This window comes from Paenibacillus sp. J22TS3 (assembly GCF_018403205.1).
In the GTDB taxonomy this organism is placed as follows: domain Bacteria; phylum Bacillota; class Bacilli; order Paenibacillales; family Paenibacillaceae; genus Fontibacillus; species Fontibacillus tuaregi.
Genome location: NZ_BOSF01000002.1, coordinates 191,474 through 209,228, shown reverse-complemented (window position 1 = coordinate 209,228; position 17,755 = coordinate 191,474). Strand labels below are relative to the sequence as shown.

At 47.1% G+C, this 17,755-nt stretch carries 11 protein-coding genes; 3 read left to right on the top strand and 8 right to left on the bottom strand.

The window, feature by feature from the left end; all coding sequences use genetic code 11:
- The first annotated feature begins 88 nt into the window (after window positions 1-88).
- Window positions 89-1,168, top strand: coding sequence for a substrate-binding domain-containing protein (locus KJS63_RS06855; RefSeq protein WP_213618484.1), 1,080 nt, complete (start codon window positions 89-91; stop codon window positions 1,166-1,168).
- Between the two features lie 61 nt (window positions 1,169-1,229).
- Here the strand turns inward: KJS63_RS06855 and KJS63_RS06850 are convergent, their stop codons facing one another.
- The 8 genes from KJS63_RS06850 to KJS63_RS06815 all read right to left on the bottom strand — a co-directional run bounded on the left by KJS63_RS06850 (window position 1,230) and on the right by KJS63_RS06815 (window position 15,855).
- On the bottom strand, window positions 1,230-3,272 hold the full coding sequence (locus KJS63_RS06850; protein WP_213618483.1) for a GxGYxYP domain-containing protein: 2,043 nt from the start codon (window positions 3,270-3,272) through the stop codon (window positions 1,230-1,232).
- A gap of 182 nt (window positions 3,273-3,454) precedes the next feature.
- The gene (locus KJS63_RS06845) at window positions 3,455-5,455 is read right to left on the bottom strand and encodes a glutaminase family protein (protein WP_213618482.1); all 2,001 of its coding nucleotides are present in this window, start codon (window positions 5,453-5,455) and stop codon (window positions 3,455-3,457) included.
- Window positions 5,456-5,624: 169 nt separating this feature from the next.
- Window positions 5,625-7,283, bottom strand: coding sequence for an extracellular solute-binding protein (locus KJS63_RS06840; RefSeq protein WP_213618481.1), 1,659 nt, complete (start codon window positions 7,281-7,283; stop codon window positions 5,625-5,627).
- A gap of 80 nt (window positions 7,284-7,363) precedes the next feature.
- Complete coding sequence (locus KJS63_RS06835) at window positions 7,364-8,260, bottom strand: carbohydrate ABC transporter permease (protein WP_068619817.1); 897 nt, start codon at window positions 8,258-8,260, stop codon at window positions 7,364-7,366.
- A 12-nt stretch (window positions 8,261-8,272) separates the two neighbouring features.
- Complete coding sequence (locus KJS63_RS06830) at window positions 8,273-9,187, bottom strand: ABC transporter permease (RefSeq protein WP_213618923.1); 915 nt, start codon at window positions 9,185-9,187, stop codon at window positions 8,273-8,275.
- A 44-nt stretch (window positions 9,188-9,231) separates the two neighbouring features.
- A complete protein-coding gene (locus KJS63_RS06825) occupies window positions 9,232-12,309 on the bottom strand; it encodes an alpha-mannosidase (RefSeq protein WP_213618480.1) in 3,078 nt (1,025 codons plus the stop codon).
- Between the two features lie 24 nt (window positions 12,310-12,333).
- Window positions 12,334-14,553, bottom strand: a complete 2,220-nt coding sequence (locus KJS63_RS06820) for a hypothetical protein (protein WP_213618479.1) — start codon at window positions 14,551-14,553, stop codon at window positions 12,334-12,336.
- A 159-nt stretch (window positions 14,554-14,712) separates the two neighbouring features.
- Window positions 14,713-15,855: a GntR family transcriptional regulator gene (locus KJS63_RS06815; protein WP_213618478.1), complete on the bottom strand. Its 1,143-nt coding sequence runs from the start codon at window positions 15,853-15,855 to the stop codon at window positions 14,713-14,715.
- Window positions 15,856-16,158: 303 nt separating this feature from the next.
- On the opposite strand from KJS63_RS06815, the gene KJS63_RS06810 reads away from it, so the two are divergent.
- Complete coding sequence (locus KJS63_RS06810) at window positions 16,159-16,731, top strand: PadR family transcriptional regulator (protein ID WP_213618477.1); 573 nt, start codon at window positions 16,159-16,161, stop codon at window positions 16,729-16,731.
- Window positions 16,715-17,695: a BtrH N-terminal domain-containing protein gene (locus tag KJS63_RS06805; RefSeq protein WP_213618476.1), complete on the top strand. Its 981-nt coding sequence runs from the start codon at window positions 16,715-16,717 to the stop codon at window positions 17,693-17,695. Before KJS63_RS06810 ends, KJS63_RS06805 begins: the two co-directional genes overlap by 17 nt.
- Window positions 17,696-17,755 lie beyond the last annotated feature (60 nt).

Here is a 17,755-nt window from a genome sequence, read left to right as displayed (position 1 = left end):
TCATTTTTGGGGATTCGCTATAAGTAAGTATACTTTTTAAAGCAATATGCGCTATAATTGAGGAAATGTTGATACGAGGTGAACCCACTTGAGCAAGAAGGACTTGGCTCTGCCAAAGTACCAAATGGTGAAAGATTATGTCTTATCCCAGATCGAGAATCAGGAATTTACGAAGGATGACCGGATTCCCAGCGAATCGGAATTTTCCAAGCTGCTGGATGTCAGCTCTATCACGGTCCGTAAGGCGCTGTCGGAGTTAGTGAACGAGGGTGTGATCTACCGCGTCAGAGGTAAGGGAAGCTTTGTCGCCAGCCAGGCAGCCGCCCCGGAGAAGACCTCCAATCTGGTAGCCTTCGTCATCTCCGGCATCGACCTGTATGATAGTTCGTATATGCAGATTATGAGGGGCATACAATCTTTTCTGGGCAAGCAGGGCTGCAAGCTGATCATTGAATTCGTGGAGAATGACTTCGAACAGGAGCGGGAGCTTGTACTGGAGTTAATCCAAGCGGAGCTACGAGGAATACTGATCTATTCCTCTAATCCTGAAGCAGCCAAGGGCTATCTCGGGGAAATTCGCAAAAAAGCGATTCCGTTCGTGATGCTCGATCGTTCCCCTTCCGGCTATCCGGTCAACGTCGTCACCTGCAACAACCACGATGGAGCTTATGAAGCAGTAGAATACTTGATTAACCAAGGCCATCGCCGAATCGGATTCGCGGCTTACGACTACCACCTGAGCCCGGAGGTAGACAGATATAACGGCTATTGCAACGCCATGTCGAATGCGTCCCTTCCGGTACCCGAGTCGCTCCTATTCCTGGACAAGGAATTGGACTATACTGCGCTTGCGCGCCTCATCCATGCCGGAGAGCTAACCGCCCTGTTCTGTGCGAATGACAAGCGGGCCCTTGAGGTCATTGAACAGCTCACTGCACTTGATATTCGTATCCCCGAACAAGTCTCCCTCATGGGCTTTGACGATTTCGAGAGCTCCAAATTCGCCAAGGTCGCCTTGAGCACGGTGAAGCAATATTTTGACGTCCTCGGCTACGAGAGCGCCAAACTGCTGTTCGAAATTACCGAAGGCTCGTCCTACGGTAACAAGAAAGTCATGCTGCCTACGAGCTTGGTCATACGGGATACAATCAAGCCGATTCAAGGTTAAAGTGCACTACCATCATCAACAAAAAAGCCTTCCAATAAGGAAGGCTTTCATACTTATTTTCTCAATTCTTATTAGGCAGTCCATAGGCTTTTCGAACAAGTGAGAAATATTCATCAGCCTTAACGATCTTGTATTCTGGCCCAAGAGATTCAGTGATAGCTAGAACATCTGATGGTGACATACTCCACGCGTTGATTCCTATTGAAATAAACTTAGGAGATTTGCCATCCCAGTCTTTCTGTGCAGCAGTTAATACATTTTTCCCGTCCTGAACAGTGGAGATGCCTCGCATGATAGATACCGGCAGACTCCCATTTATAATTTTAATATTGTCTTTATCTTCCCCTGCCAAGAAAAGACCTGGAAGTTTATAATTTTTCTCATATGCAGCTGCCGTCGACTCGTTAAGCGGAACGTCTTTTCCAAATTCACGATTCAGTACATAAGGGTACGACATGCCGGTCTTCTTAAGATAGGAATAGGATTGCTTCAAGTAATCCGTAAATGTCTCCTTCGGCCAGACCTGCGGATAGAAGTAGCCCGCTCCTGATGGTCCTGCGATAAGAAGGTCATTTGTCGTCGCAGTTGAACGGTAATAATTGAGAATGGCAGGTGCTGCATCATATAACAGCGGACTTGAGGTCCAGTTTATTGGCACTTTGCCCCGAGCAGGATCATTCCATAAGTTGCGCATATGGTTCTGGTCGTATTGCAAATTGTCCCCTTCGCCAAAGGTATATGTCACGTAAATTTTATTCTCAAGCTTCGAATTCACTCGTTTAGGCTCTGGTTCTTGTTTGACTTTTGTTCCTGAAAATACGGTCATGTTATGGAACCAGTCCGAAGGCAGCACATACACACTATGGCGGGACGTTAGTTCGAGACCAGCGACCTCTCCTTCGAAATCATTGTCAAACCATCCCATATAAGGGGTCCCCGGCTTTACATCAGATAGAATCTTCTCGAAAAGCGCCTTTTCCTCAGGTATGCTGGTTGACAGCCAGAAGACCATGGCTTTGTTAGCTACCGCATAATCCCGCAGAAAACCAAAAGGCTCCTTCTCCTCGGATGAAAGTGGTTTGGTATTGCTTGCTGATACTTTGTATTGGTTCCACATTTCAATCGAAACTGTTAATTGCTTTGTATTGGCCGAAGGTTTAAATTCGTATACAAAGTAATTACCGTTATCAGCGAAGCGGTGATCGCTACCAGGTAAAAATTTGGAGTTATGTTGGTCATAGAGAAAAGGTTCTTCCTCTGAGGTACCCGTTTTAAAATCTGAGATGACCTGTCCATCTGCCTTTACCGTCACTTGATGAACGGCTGGCCCCCAGCCATCCTGAGGAAAGGCATCCTGGAAGCGGAGGTAGACCGCCTCTTGCCCCAAATAGGAAGATAAATCATATTCAAATATTTGCCGGTTACTTGCGTCACGAATCTGTTCTTTCTCGACGGCAATCGTCTGGAACGAATCAAAATTTCCCGGCGGGATCGGGATGGATGTGTTCGGACTCAATCCGACCAGCATTCTTTGAGTCGTTTGGCTCCAGAGATTTTCATATTGCCAATTGTATGCATCCATGCGGCTCTTAAATTTACCCTGCAAGTCTTCAAGTACCGCAAGATTGTACGGTGAAGCCGTTAATTGCTGTGCCTGCTCAGGGCTGGCGACAACAGCATCCTTCAGTCCAGCAAGCGTAGTTGCCACATTAATTGAATCCGGCATGTCAGGATCATATACAATGATGCCTTTAATTTCTTTGGCATATTTCTTGAGAATCTCCATAGCGTTGTCATACTGCTTGTAAGGAACTTTCAAATCCTCCAGCCATGGGTCAACTTTATTCTGGAGCACATAAATTCGAGGTTGCTGCCTGTTTATAATCCCTTCAAGAGTTGTCAAAAGCAATTTGATATCCCCAGGTGCCTCATATACATTGGCAACATCCAGATGCTTAGCCTTGCCGAAATTCGGAAGCGCTTGATTCTTAGGCCATTTCAAAGAATCCGCTTGCATAGAAGCATCATCAGCAGCAAATGCGCTGACCGATAACACGGTTGTACAGACTAGAGCAATACACAAAACGGCTAACTTGCGGATCATAATTTACATCTCTCCTTTTAATGATAATGGGATGTAACGGATCAAACCGCGTTCTGTTTTTCGTACTCACTCCTCCAAGCTCCTGCTTCTCGAACTGCTGTTTGCAGCTAGCTGTATCAGCTCCTTTCGAACTTCTTGGATAGCGTTAGACATTCATCGCCTGTTATCATATAAAATTGTCTTTAGGCTTCTTGCATAAGTAATTGAATAAAGAAGCCCCCAACAACAGAACGATTCTGGAAATTCAGCTGCTTTGCCGTGATGGTGTCATACCAATCCGTTACCGGAACACGGGCCGTTGTCTCATTCATGAAATCCCATAGGGGTGTGAGCAGTGACTCAAACTGAGCTGGTGTCGAACTCATGGAGGCACACCATACCAGCCAATCCGATTTGGTATACGTATCCCGGCTATCCAGTGGGAGGCCATAACGATTTTGTTTAAGCCTGTAGTATTCAAGCTCTTTGGCTGCGATGTCCTTTGGGAACAGGTGCAAGTCCAGGAGACGATCCCACACCAGGTTGTATTTCATACTCCACGAATCGTCCGGACTATCAAAAGTCAGCTTATAGTGATCCCCGGCATCTGCCATGGACACCCACTCATTCGCCATGTTCTGAGCAGCCGCAAGATAAGAGGCCCCAGTCTGCATGCCGAGCTTGTCACACATATACGAATAAGCGGCAATGCCTAATATAGCCTTAATGGACAAATTAGCATTGTGCGCCAAATGTCCGGCGAAGTCATCGGTGCACAACTGATTTTCAGGATCAAGTCCATTTTGCAGTAAGTACTCTGCCCATCTTGTAAGAGGCTCCCAGTGCTCCCGGGCAAAATCCGTGTCCCCCTCATACTTGCATATGGCAGCAGCCATCAAGAGCATATTGCCGCATTCCTCAATCGGCATTTGATACTCCAGCTTGTTCTCCCCATACACCTGACCATTGGCTTTAGGGTAAGTTCCCACGTCATGAGGTGCAAAATCAAATGTCCACTCACGGCTCATCGCATACTTATAAATCGGACGCATCATGCCCTTGATCAGCTCAGGGTTATATCTCAGGAACAATGGAATCGACGGATAACTGACATCGACCGTAGCAATACATCCATTACTGAAGTTCTCTTTGGAGAAAAATAAAACATTTCCCGCTTCATCGGCAACCAATTTATGGGCGGCAATCGCCTGTCTGTACGTAAGCGCCAGGATGTCCCGGTACTTCTCACCGCCTGCGGTTTGGCTTTCGGCCAACAGCTCCCGATTAAACCGCTCACATCTTTGCAGAATCTCTTCATATTGATCCGTTGCCATTAAGAGCATTTCATGAAACGTCAATCCGTTTCGTTTCCAATACGCATCCAGCGGTTGATGAAAATATTCGATCGCATGAATGTCGTCATACGCAAGCATCAGGTAGTGGGTTACCGGCGCTTCCTGAACTAAACCCATATCCAGCTCTGCCGCCATGACCGGCATATTATCGGAAACCGCTCTCGGATGGTTCTGGTCATCTTCTGACGGTAATTGTCCCTTCTCAACGTACGACCTGCGGCTTGCTGCAGAATGAATCACCGTCTGAATGCTGGACGTTCGGGGAACTGCCAGAACCATATACCCCCAATCGATTCTTGTATCATCTCCTGCTCGCTGCAATATTGGCTGTTCGACTGTCCCCATGGACATCACATCCAGTTGTCCACCAATCACGTGGTGTTCCCAGACCACTTGCTGATCCGGTGTATGTACACACCACTCGCCCGTCACATCAAGGTAGATCTTAACTTGATGTGACTCCCCATCCATAGAACGAACTTGAAAAGTCACATAGGTTACAGGCCTGGATAACAAATCGAGATCATCCAGCAATAAAGGTGTGATAAACTGAACCTTCAGTTCAATTCCTTCCCCTTGAAAAGAATATCTGGTCGTTACAGGCTCAACTGTCAGACCGGTTTGAACGAGTGTCTCCGGCTCCGGAAATTCAGCTTGATCCTGCAAGGCAATCTTCCCCATAAATCGTCTGGGCTTGCCATCAATGATCACAAGGCCAGTCATGCCATGAATCTTGTTCGTCCAATGTCGGGTATGATCATCATACAATTGATCGGCAGCGGACCAAACGCTAAAATAAGGATCTACGGTTACAAGAGGCACGGACGGAGGTCTGAAATTTGTTGTCATTTGTACAACAACTCCTTAAAGAGATAGGTGTCAAGAATTACGACTACTAATGCATTTTTCTAAGATGAGTTGGCCATGCGATGAAGCCAAACAACGTAAGGCTTCGCTTCCTTGTTCCCAAGGTGCTGCGAAGCCTTTTTTTTATCAGGCTCCAATGATTATAAAGTCATTAGTTCGGCATCTGAACGGTTACGACATCCTTACCTTTCAAATTCTCATTCGTGAACTGCATCGCTTTCTCATATCCCGTCTTTCGGAGCTGCTCCCGAAGGTCGTTGATAATGCCCATCGCAGCTTCATCTGATTTCGCAAAAACAGCTTCCTTCCACGCATCCCCCATACGATCCATTGAAGGCTTCAGCATTTCCCATTCCGGCGCTTTTGTAATGACGTCCCCCGGATTATAGGCCGTAATGACTTGAATGCCGTTAGGACGGAGGATTTTGCGAGCCTTCTCCATGGCATCAAGCCGTTTCTGTTCAGCCCAGATGTCTCCGCCAGCTGCGGAGTTGATGCGATCAAGCCCAGTAAGCGATTCAAGGCCGATGCTAATGCCTTCGTTCCTGCGCAGCTTCATGTTGGTATCCGTGCTGAATTTATCGAACCATTCCTTCTTGGCAGCCGGCTTCCCGTCCTTCATCTCCCAGTGAACACCCTGAACTCCGTACCGCGCCAGCATGAATCCTTCGTCCGAAGCCATGAAATCAAGAAACTTCAGAGCAGCATCAACGCAGGCACCTTGGCAGTTCTTCGTAATTGCCGTCACGTTGTTGCCTTGAATCCCGAGATCAACCGGCCGGTTCGGCTCAACGTCCGCCCGCTCCAATGGGCCAAGAGGAACATAGTCGCTTCCTGGATGCGAGCTTGCATAATCCTTGGAAGCATCCAAAATGGCCGGATAGTGTGCCGCCAGGACGGCGATACGTCCTTGATTGATTTTCTCCTTGGCGATAGGATCTGTCTGGGTAAAGACTTCCGGATCGAGCAGTCCTTCTTGAACCAGCTTGCGATAGAACAGTGTGTATTCTTCATAACCCTTCGTGAAGAAGTCACGCTCAACAGTTCCATCACCTTTATCTACATAGCTGGCCCCAGAGTAGAACATGGTGTTGCCAATGCCTACGGCCCAGCCATTACTGAACCCTCCCAGCGGAAAGACCGGCTGGCCGTTCTCCTGTAAATTGGCCTCCTTAATCTTTTTGAGAAAGTTATAGAAATCCTCCTTCGTCACGACAGACTGAGGGTCCACACCGACCTTCTCAGCAATGTCTTTGCGGACATAGAAACCGTAGAGCCAGTCCATGCCGTCTTTGTTCGTGGCAGGCTGATTCTGAAGAAGCAAATATTTTTTGCCCCCGTAGGCATCAATCGCTTTTTCATATAATGCAGGGGGTATATTTTCTTTTGCAATAGATTTGGAGAGGTTTGGATAATCCTTCAATTTGTCGGATATATCCACCAACTGGCCTTCTTTGGCAGCCTTGACGATGCCGTCCAGCTCGCCTCCCCATGCGGGTCCAGTGTAAATGTCCGGTAAATCCTGCGTTGCGAAAATTTGGTTGACCTTCTCCGTCTCACTGCCCTTCGTATACTCCCACTGGAGGGTTACCCCGGTCTTCTCCTTGATCACTTTTTCCACAGGGGTCATTCCATTATCAGATCCGCTTGACCCGTTCCAATTGTGTAATATTTTGAGTTTCTGTGAATCTCCTTCGGCACCTTGTCCGTTCTCTCCATTCCCTGATGAATTCGAGCAGCTGACCAGCATTCCCCCAACCATGATGGACACGAGTAATATGGATACGCCTTTCGACCAAATCCTGTTCAAACCAATCGCCTCCTGGAATCTGAATATTGATGATCTTGATGAAGCTTGGTGAAGCTCAACAAATTCCGGGTCAGGATGACCTAACCTTTAACCGAACCGATCATAACCCCCTTTACGAAATATCGTTGTAAGAACGGATAAATACATAGAATCGGAAAGACCGTGATCACCAGCAAGGCCATACGGAGGGATTCAGGCGTTGCTCCTGCACCGGCTGCACCGCCAATCGTTTGCCCGCCCTGTTGTGCGGCGCGCTGCATCGAATTGGATAATGCCTCCGCTTCCGTCAACATTTCCTGCAGCAGGGTCTGCACCGGGATCAATTCTTTGTTGGATACGTAATAGGCACCAGAGAACCAGTCATTCCAATGCGCCACCCCAATAAAGAGCGAGATGGTGGCCAGCACGGGTCCCGAAAGAGGCAGGATGATCCGGAGAAAGATTTGAAAATCGCCATACCCGTCAATGTAAGCTGACTCCTCCAGTTCCTCTGGAATGCCTTGTAGAAAGGTGCGGATAATGACGATATGCATGAAATTGAACAGCATCGGCAGAATGTATACCCAGAAGCTATTGATCAAATGCAATTTCTGAAGCGTAATAAACAACGGAATGAAACCGGCACTGAAAATGGTAGGCAGGAAAATGTAAAAAGTGAAAAACGAGCGGCCGGGCAGCGTCTTTTTGGAAAGCGCATAGGCCATGAGCGTACAGAGGACCACGTGAAGGAACGTTCCCAAGACCGTGCGAATGAGTGTAATTTGGTAAGCCTTCCAGATGCGGGCGTTATCAAATACCTGAGCATAGTTCTCTAGGGTGAACTTTCGGGGAAGAAAATAGATCGCGCCCTGCATTGAATCCTTACCGTCATTTAATGAATAAGCCAAAATGTAAATAAACGGGTAGATCATAGAGAAGCCAACCAAAGCAAGAAAGGTATAATTGACCACGGAGAACAAGGACCATTTCCGCTTCAAAACGTCACCTCCTTAGAACAGGGATACATCACTGACTTTGCGTGCAATCCGATTGACCGTCAGAACCAAGATAAGACCAATGATGCTCTGAAATAATCCAACAGCTGCAGCGTAACTAAGGCGCCCTTCCCGAATACCGGAATTGATGGCATGCACATCCAGCACACTGCCCATGCTGGCGGTCGCCGGTCCATTCAAGAGAAGCAGCTGCTCATAACCCGCGCTCATCAAATTACCCACGGCAAGAATAAATAATATAATGGCCACATTACGGATACCTGGAAGAGTGATGTGCCACATCTGCTGAAAACGTCCTGCGCCATCCATCTTGGCAGCTTCATACTGCTGCTGATCGATTCCCGCAATAGCAGCCATAAAGATAATGGAATTCCAGCCGATATTCTTCCAGATATCAGATCCCAGAATCATCTGATAGAACCAAGTGGGATTGTTAAGGAACTGGATTGGCTCTGCTCCAAATAACCCCAATAAATCATTGACCGGACCGCCATAAGGAGTAAGCAGTCTCTGCATCAAGGTGACAACCACGATCCAGGATACGAAATACGGTAAATAGGATAAGGTCTGAACGGTTTTCTTAAATCTCAGCTTCCGAACCTCGTTCAACAGTAGAGCAAGAATGATAGGCATGGGAAAGCCGATAAGCAGTTTCATGAGGCTGATGATGAGCGTGTTGCGGATGATATCCCCGGATTGATAATAGTTAAAAAATTGTTCAAAGTACTTGAAGCCAGCCCACGGGCTTCCGCTGAAGCCGCCAACGAAGGTGTAATCTCTGAAGGCAACTTGAATCCCATACAGGGGCACGTAGGAGAACAAAAAAAACCAAACGATGCCGGGAAGCATGAACAAGTAGAAGAGCTTATGTTTCCAGATTCGTTTCATTAATCGATGGTTTGGCCTCATCACATTCCCAACTCTCCTTTCTTATGGGGGACAATAAGCCGCTTTTATACCTGCTGCAGTGCTTTTAATCGTAACGTTATGATTTCAAATGGCGTGAAGGAGAGGGCTAGTTGAGATGGTTCGTCTATGGGTACTGGTGAGATGATATGTTCCATCAGATCAGTCGTCCAGGCTTCGGTTACAGCTAATCCGATATGAAGATTGGTCTTGACCTGTGTTCCAGATGTCTCATACAGACGCACGATGATGTCGTTGTTGTCCTCAGCTTTTTTGACCGACTCCACCATGATGTGCGGATGGTCCAGCTGCAGGAAAGCCTTGGTATGAGGCAGCTTTTCTTCAGGCATATCAACCAATGATGACAAGGAAATCATACGAAGCGGAATATTCAGTTCATTTCCTTTTCGATAGATTTCAGCCTGCACATGATTTCCTTGGTGCGGATATAACGAGTAAGTAAACCTATGCTCTGCACGATCCGCCTCAGGATCCGGATACGAACTGCTGCGAAGCAAATGAAGGTCAAGCACGTTATGGAGAGCCCGGTGTCCGTATTTGCAATCATTGAGCAGTGCGACCCCGTAATCCGGTTCCGATAAATCAATCCACTGGTGAGCGCATATCTCATCTTTCGCAAAGTCCCACATCGTATTGCGGTGGGTTGGTCTGCTCAAGCTGCCGAATTGGATTTCACAGTGAACCTGATCGGTACGGATATGAACAGGGAACGAAGTACGTAACATTTTACCGTTCTCTCTCCAATCTGCGGTGGTCTCGAAATCGATACGCCGACTGCCCTCCGTTAGAACGACCGTCTGGGTTAATGTGGATTCCCCATAGTTGTATTCGAAGATTAGACCGGTTCTTGGCCCATCCCGAAGCTCCCGGATGTTGAGAAGGGTTAACCGCATGCCGGGGTTCGCCGAATAGTCATGGCGGAAATCCCAAGCGTCCCCGTTGTCATGATACACACGAAGATCGTTACCAAGTCGGCCTTGCGCGATGACTTCACGAGCTTCTGCCTTATCCAGGATCGAGAGGATGGCACCATTTCGATCAAATCTCACAATAAGTTTGTCGTTCTCAATACTGCGTTCGTCAGCTATAACCTGAACACCCGAATCAAGTGTCTCCATGTCTATTTCAATGCTGGACGCTACTTCCTTCTGAACGCCGTGGTCGCCATAATCGGATACTACGGTGTACCCCATAGATGGAACCTGCACCTTACGCCATCGCCCATGGATATGCAGCCACTCCTGGCGCTCCCAAGGCAGTGAATTGAATACCACAACGCTAGTGGAATCCACCTCACCCGATGAGATATGGTCTGCTAAACAGCGGTAGGTTTCAGTGATCATAGCTTCTGTCTGCTGGAGCAATTGTTCATACCGTATTAACGACTCATCGTACACCCTTTTAATTGAAGAGCCCGGAAGTATGTCGTGGAACTGGTACAGAAGGACTTCCTTCCAGATCTTCTCCAGCTTCCCGGACGGATACGGCTTGCCAAGCTGGGCAGCAAGCACAGAAGCGAACTCCAGTTCACGCAGGGCTTTCTCCATCTTGCGGTTATAACGCTTGCTCCGCGCCTGACTGGTAAGGGTTCCTTGATGCTTCTCCAGATAAAGCTCGCCGCGCCAGGTCTGAAATTTGTCACGTTCTTCATTCAGCCGCTCGAAGAATTTCCAGGAAGGCTCCTGTATAACAGGGGACAAGCCAAGCAGATTTTTCTCACGAGCCAGGCGCTCCAAATGCTCCTCTCCCGGGCCACCGCCCCCGTCCCCAATGCCAAATAACATCAGTACATGGTTGGATACATTCTTATCCAAGTACTCCCGCTCTGCCTTGATAATAGAACGCGGAGCCGCCGGACTGTTGTAGGTATCCTCAGGTGGCATATGCGTTAATACCGAGGAACCATCGATTCCCTCCCACAGGAAGGAGTGGTGGGGATGGCGATTGTACTCACTCCAGGAGAGCTTCTGGGTCATCATGTAATCCACACCGGATTTTTTCAATAATTGCGGCAAGCTTGCGGAGTAACCAAATACATCCGGCATCCACAGAGACTTCATCTCCATCCCGAATTCCTGTTGAAAATAACGCTTGCCATACAGGATCTGGCGTACAAGGGATTCACCACCTGGCACATTGGTATCCGACTCCACCCACATGGCCCCTTGCAGTTCCCATCTTCCTTCTCGCACCCGTTCCTTGATCTGCTCATACAGCTTGGGATAATAGGACTTCATCCAATCATATAGCTGAGGTTGACTTGCACCGAACACATAATCGGGATACCGTTCCATCATGCGAAGCACAGTCGAAAATGTTCTTGCGCCCTTTCGGATCGTTTCACGGATCGGCCATAACCAAGCCAAATCAATATGTGCATGACCAACGGCGCTTATGCTGAGCACAGGATCTCCACCACGAAGGGATAATTGTTCCTCTAATAACCCCTTCGCACGGCGAATAAGGTCTGGAGTGAATTCCGTTAATATTAATGAAACGTCATATAGCGATTGAAGAATCTTTTCTCTTCGCGCTGTGCCGGTAGGAAGATGCTCTGCTGTTTCCAGAAGCACCTCTGCATCGTAATACAGACTTCGGATATCTTCATGACAAATCGCAAGTACTGCTTCTTTCAAAGTACCACCACGGTACTTGCCAAATAAGTCATTATTACCGGCATCAGCCCATAATTCAAATTCGCCACCACTTATCGATGAGCGATCTACTTCAACTACTCTTTTTCCAGGGAGGCCCAGTGTAAAATCAAATTCAGAATTAATGGTAGTTAAGCCCTGCACAGGTGTTCCTTCGTTATCCACGATACAGAGCTCGCCGTTCACATCCAGCAGAAGAACAACCTTTGTATCAAGACTAAGCTGTGGAAGATGAACCGTAAAACAAAACCAGGCACAATCCCATAACTCCCCCCATTGCGCACCAGGCGAAAGTGTAATTTTTCTCCCTGACGTTCTTTCTTCAAATGGAACAGGCTCAGGGGTAACCCATGCCGTAACTTTCAACTGGGCCACCGGCTCATAAATGGCTTCGCGGAGTTTAGACAGCATTTGATTCAAATGTCCGGATCTTATCGGCTCATAGGGCATGATTGTTTTCTCTCCTCTCGGTCATCAAGCTTTTACAGTCTCACTATTCCAGCTTGCCCGAATCTCTATCTTGTTCCCGCTGCCATGCTCATACTGCAGTAGTACGGTTTGCGATTTCGGATCCCATTCCCATACGACAGATGCTGTCTTGTCTTGGCTCACGAAGATGACTGATATGGGTTCGACTGGGCAGTAAAGTCTGGCTGTTGCCTGTATGCTTGCTGGACCCCTGGCTGCAAATTGAAAACCTGTATTGGTTATAGTCAAGTCTTCAACTCTAGAAGAGGCAGAGATTAGCTTAACTTCGCCTTGATGCGGTCGTCCGGCCGTAACATCGTATAACAGGGCTTGCTCCCCTGGGGCTAAACTTACTTCTTGCCGAACGAGCAGAGTCGGATCGAACAAGTCAACAACTGGGCCAGTGATAACTAAGGGTGCTTCCGATATCGATTCTTCTAGAACAGAGGCAATGATATAAGGCCCACGCTTGATTTTGAAATAATTTTTTGATTCAAAGCGGAACGCTGAATCATCCATTTTCTCCAACGTTTCTCTAACCAACTGCCGGAGCTGGTCTGCACCTGTCTTCGTTAAGGAACAAGCCGCCGGATGCACAGCGAGCCAATTAACCAGTCCTTTGCCCGAGTAATGAATGCCTTCCTGCTTTGTTTCAAGACCAAGCTGCTCAAATAAGTGCTCCCTGGGAGAGTGATGAACCTTGCTTCGGCTTCCATAACAGTGGTCATCATTCCACCATGCCCGAATGCTGTGGTACGGGTCGCTGTCATCACCGACATAGATCAAAGCTCCGCCATCCTGTACCCACTGGGCTAGTGCATAATGGATATCAGAGTACTCCGGCTTCATAAACTCATAACTCAAAAGAAGAACACGGTATGGAGCCAAATAATGCGGATAGCGCCTCACATTATCAAGTTGGACAGGTCTCACAGGTATCCCATGTTTAAGCAATGGCAGTGCCAGTCCGTAAAATGGAGAGAAATCCAGCAGCTCTGTATCGCCATCCTCATGGAACCCTTCTGGATCTGTTCCGTCATACTTTCCGGCATCGGGTGCTTCTAGATCTGGCTTCATGCGCTGAAACATCGCCGAGTCGGCAATGAATACACCAATCTGGAGTGATTCATCCTCTGTTTCGATATAGTCCTGATCCATGTTTCCAAGTGTGTGCATCACGTGCAGCAATGTCGTTGCATAGTCAGGAGGAATCCGCTCTTTACCTGTACCCTCATCAGAGGGATAAGTCCCTTTAAAGATTCTTTGCGGCCATGGGGCGACCTCGTAATGGGAAACTCCGGGATGAAGAAGTGAAGCCGCAACTGTTTTTAGGTAGTTCATCTTATAATCGGCCCATGTATGATTCGGATTGTCTTCGATAGGATCATGAAGAAACCACATTCGTCTATCTGTTCCTCTTACCAGCTCCTGCATAACCCCATATTCCAAGTATGCGGTTTCAAAAGTTCGTTCCTTGCGTACCCCCTCATAAACGTTCGGAGTCCGTGAAGTCCCGGTCCAGATTTGCGCAATATATCCATCTACAGATGGAAGCTCAATCAAGCGAGACTGCGGACTAACAATCCGCCACTGCGTATAATTAATCAGGCTGTGTGTGGGAACGTAAAATCGAAGCACGCGATTATAGCGCTTGAGAGCATAGTCTTTCATTTCAGTACATAACCTGTCTAACACACGTGTGTATAAAAACGCTTTCAATTTGGCGGAGCGAAATTGCGCATCAGGCGAAGCATGAGGCGGATTCCAGGGTTCTTTATAATACAGCTGCCATTCTCTTTTAAAGGCTTCGGAGTAACCACCGTTTACCCAGAATTCAGGCTCCTCCAGATGGATCGCTTCCACGTCGGAATCGGCAGCTGAACGTATTCGATCTGAGAGAAATCTGCCGAACGAGACTGTAGGTACCATGTAAGGGATAACAGGCTCCTTGCCATGAAGGATCATCTCCCCATAACGGTCTGTTTGTGCTTCATCCCAATGCGTTTCTCCATCTACTTCACCGTCCAAGTAGCTGTTATAGGTTCCCCACGCTACCCCGGTCATTAAATGCACAATATACCCTTTATCCTTCCATTCCTTAATACGCTTGGGCATGGTTTCATCAATTCCGTAGACCATCACAAAATCAGTTTGAAGATCATAATCAGGATGATAGGGTGCTGATTCCTGGAACCCGATTCGTTCTTCTTTGCGATCTCGAAGCATAGTTATAACCTCCCTTCCCTTGGATGATTTGTTTTTCAATGTAAGTTTTAACTACTCCTAAAATATAATATACATTAACAATATATTCAATATATTTTACGAAATAAAAAAGTCCTTTCCGTTTCGTATCCGGAAAAGACTTTAATCAAAGCTCCAAATTTAAGATAAGGGACAGGTTCCTGAGGTTTGTCTAATGACAAGCTCAGGCTGAATTAGAATCTTGCTAAACCCTGTAACAGCAGGACCCCCACGAATGACTTCGAGAAGCTGGCTGGCCGCCTGATTTCCCATATCCTTCTCAAACTGCTTAACATGCGTGAATATACTGAACTCCTCCACGACGGAAGTTGGGTCATCAAAGCTTACAATGGATACGTCTTCGGGAATACGAAGTCCTGCCTGTTTGGCCATTTGATAAATCTGAACACCCAGCCTGCCATTAAGTGATATATAAGCCGTGGCCATTTTGTTACGGATATATCGATACAACGGATGGACTTCGGCATCCTTCAGAACAGGCAGTGGCTTGAAATCCGTAATCATATGAGCTGGATTAATAAGCGCCCCTTTATCTTTCAAGGCTTCAATATAACCATCAATTCGCTCCTGAACCGTGACAGTTTGCAGGGGTGAATCCGAACAGATAGCTATATCACGGTGTCCTAACTCCCACAGATGTTCAACGGCCAGCTTCGTGCCTAGGTTCCCATCGGCCGCAATGAAATGGGTCTCCACTCCCGGCAAATACCGGTCAATTAGCAAAAAGGGAAATCCCGACAGCTTCATGCCAAGAATTTCCTCGTTATAATTCTCCTCATCCACAGGGAAGATAAGCAACCCCTCTGCTCCAATAGCTTTTAGCTCCTTGATTGCATCCTTCTCTTTCTCAATCTTGCCATCCGTCAACATGATCATGCTGCGGTAACCTTCTTGATTCAGTGTTTGTTCAATCCCCTCAATCAGCCGGATAGCAAAGTAGTCGTGGATCGAAGGCATGATAACACCGATCATCCCTGTACTATGCCCTCTTCTCCTAGGGACTGAAGATTCAGACAATGCTGTGGAAGATGAGTCTGTCTCTTCTGCAACAAAACTTCCTTTACCAGGGACACGATCGATCAGCTTCTCGTTAGCCAAGCCTGTTAAGGCATTTACAACCGTAATTTTGCTAACATTAAATTGATCCATTAGTTCCTTCTCTGTCGGTATTCGATCACCCGGCTTCAGATTTTCCGAGTTAATTATTTTGCGGATATAGTCCTGGATTTGCTGGTATAACGGTATTCGATCGTTAGTGCTCATAATAATCACATCACCAATTCATTTATTATATTTTTATATATAATATATATTTTTAAAGCGCAATAAACAACTCCTGGCGAGAGAGATTCGGGGCAGTATTAACAAAGCATACAGAAAATCCTTGCTCATTATAGTAGTTCAATCAGTGAAATAATACATCCAATCTTTCCAGCGGTCACCATAAATACAAGCAGATCGAATAGCACCACATGCGCCTGTATTATTTACCTGGTATTCTCGGTTATTGACCTTTTATTACACCGGTGATATATTACATACGTGAAATATAAAAAGGAGGGCTTCATGCACACCATTTCGAATGTCGAATTCATGCTCCTGCAAATGTTCGCGGAATGTCGTCAAGCTTCCGGGTACGATATCAAGAAGCTGATCGATCAGCGAGGTTATAAGGAATGGGCTAATATCGGTACAACTTCGATCTATACAGGACTGAAGAAATTGAACGATAAAGGATGGATCGTCCCCGAAGAATGCGACGGGAAATCCGGCAAAGGACCCATGCCGTCCCGTTTTTCCCTCACCGAAGCTGGTATGGCCCAGTTGAGAAATGAAATCCTGGACAGTCTGTCTTCCACGAGGGAACGCGACAACCGCTTTGATCTCGCATTGGCTGCTTTGCCTCATATCGGGAAAGACGAAGCTATCACTGCATTACGGAAACGGTTGGATTTCCTTGCACAAATTTCAATGAACCTTAACCAAAAGTACGAATCACAAGGCGGTGCCAGTCTGCCCCTGAACGTAAGGGCGCTGTTCTTGCATCCAATAAGCTTAATTGAGAACGAGCAGGCATTCGTTGCCCGTCTAATAAATGAAATGATGGAAGAGAGAGGATTATATGACAAAAATCATTGAGGGTTTTGTTCCTTATCAAGGCGAACATTGCGAGACGACCACCATCGGCAACTTACTACAGCATGCTGGGGTCCAACTGTCTGAACCGATGCTGTTCGGACTTGGACAAGGGCTTGGATTCATATATTGGGACTCGAAGGGAATGGAATTTCCGTTTATCGGAGGAAGGGTCAAACCGGATGAATTGACCGCCAACCTTGCCAAACGGCTTGATTTGACCGTCAAAATTCAAGAAACGTCGTCCGTGGACAAGGCTTGGCAGAACGTACGGAGCTACATCGAACGCGGAATTCCGGTTGGGCTGAAATTAGACTCCTATTACCTGGATTATTTTACGAACAAGGTGCATTTTGCCGGTCACTATGCAGTCCTACACGGCTTCAGTGATGAATACGCCTACATGGCGGATACTAAACAACAGGGCGGACAGGTGAAGACGAGCTTGACAAGTTTGGCCGAGGCCAGAAACGCAAAGGGGCCCATGAGTTCCCGAAATCGTTCCTTTACGCTTGAGCCCATCGGCGAATTACCTCCGCTCGTTCCTGCCATACGCGAATCCTTGACTAAGAATGCGTATGACTATCTGAACCCACCCATTCGCAATATTGGCATTAAAGGCATTGTAAAAATGAGCAATGAAATCTTGAAGTGGCCTTCCCGCAGCAGCAATATCGAACATGATTTATGTCTGACCGCGCTGCTGATGGAGCGTGCGGGCACCGGTGGGGCTTTATTTCGGAATTTATACCGGGATTTTTTGAGAGAATGCGCCGATCTGTTGGAAGATCAAAAAATCGAACAAGCCCACGGTATGTTTTCGGAAATAGCCCCGTTGTGGGTCAGCGTGTCTGAGTCGATCGACCGTGCGGGCAGAACAGGTGACTACCAAGAGCTATCGCAGGCGTCGAAACTTTTGCTTGAGATAGCGGATAAAGAACGCACAGCCATGGAATTATTGTTGTGAGACCTATTGTGATGAAATATTAAATTTGGAGAGTGAGCCCTGTCTTATCTTTGAAGTGAA

Coding starts and splice junctions, on each gene's coding strand:
- KJS63_RS06850 (WP_213618483.1), bottom strand. CDS start 3,272: ATGATCCGCAAGTTAGCCGTTTTGTGTATTGCTCTAGTCTGTACAACC.
- KJS63_RS06845 (WP_213618482.1), bottom strand. CDS start 5,455: ATGACAACAAATTTCAGACCTCCGTCCGTGCCTCTTGTAACCGTAGAT.
- KJS63_RS06830 (WP_213618923.1), bottom strand. CDS start 9,187: ATGAGGCCAAACCATCGATTAATGAAACGAATCTGGAAACATAAGCTC.
- KJS63_RS06825 (WP_213618480.1), bottom strand. CDS start 12,309: ATGCCCTATGAGCCGATAAGATCCGGACATTTGAATCAAATGCTGTCT.
- KJS63_RS06820 (WP_213618479.1), bottom strand. CDS start 14,553: ATGCTTCGAGATCGCAAAGAAGAACGAATCGGGTTCCAGGAATCAGCA.
- KJS63_RS06815 (WP_213618478.1), bottom strand. CDS start 15,855: ATGAGCACTAACGATCGAATACCGTTATACCAGCAAATCCAGGACTAT.
- KJS63_RS06810 (WP_213618477.1), top strand. CDS start 16,159: ATGCACACCATTTCGAATGTCGAATTCATGCTCCTGCAAATGTTCGCG.
- KJS63_RS06805 (WP_213618476.1), top strand. CDS start 16,715: ATGACAAAAATCATTGAGGGTTTTGTTCCTTATCAAGGCGAACATTGC.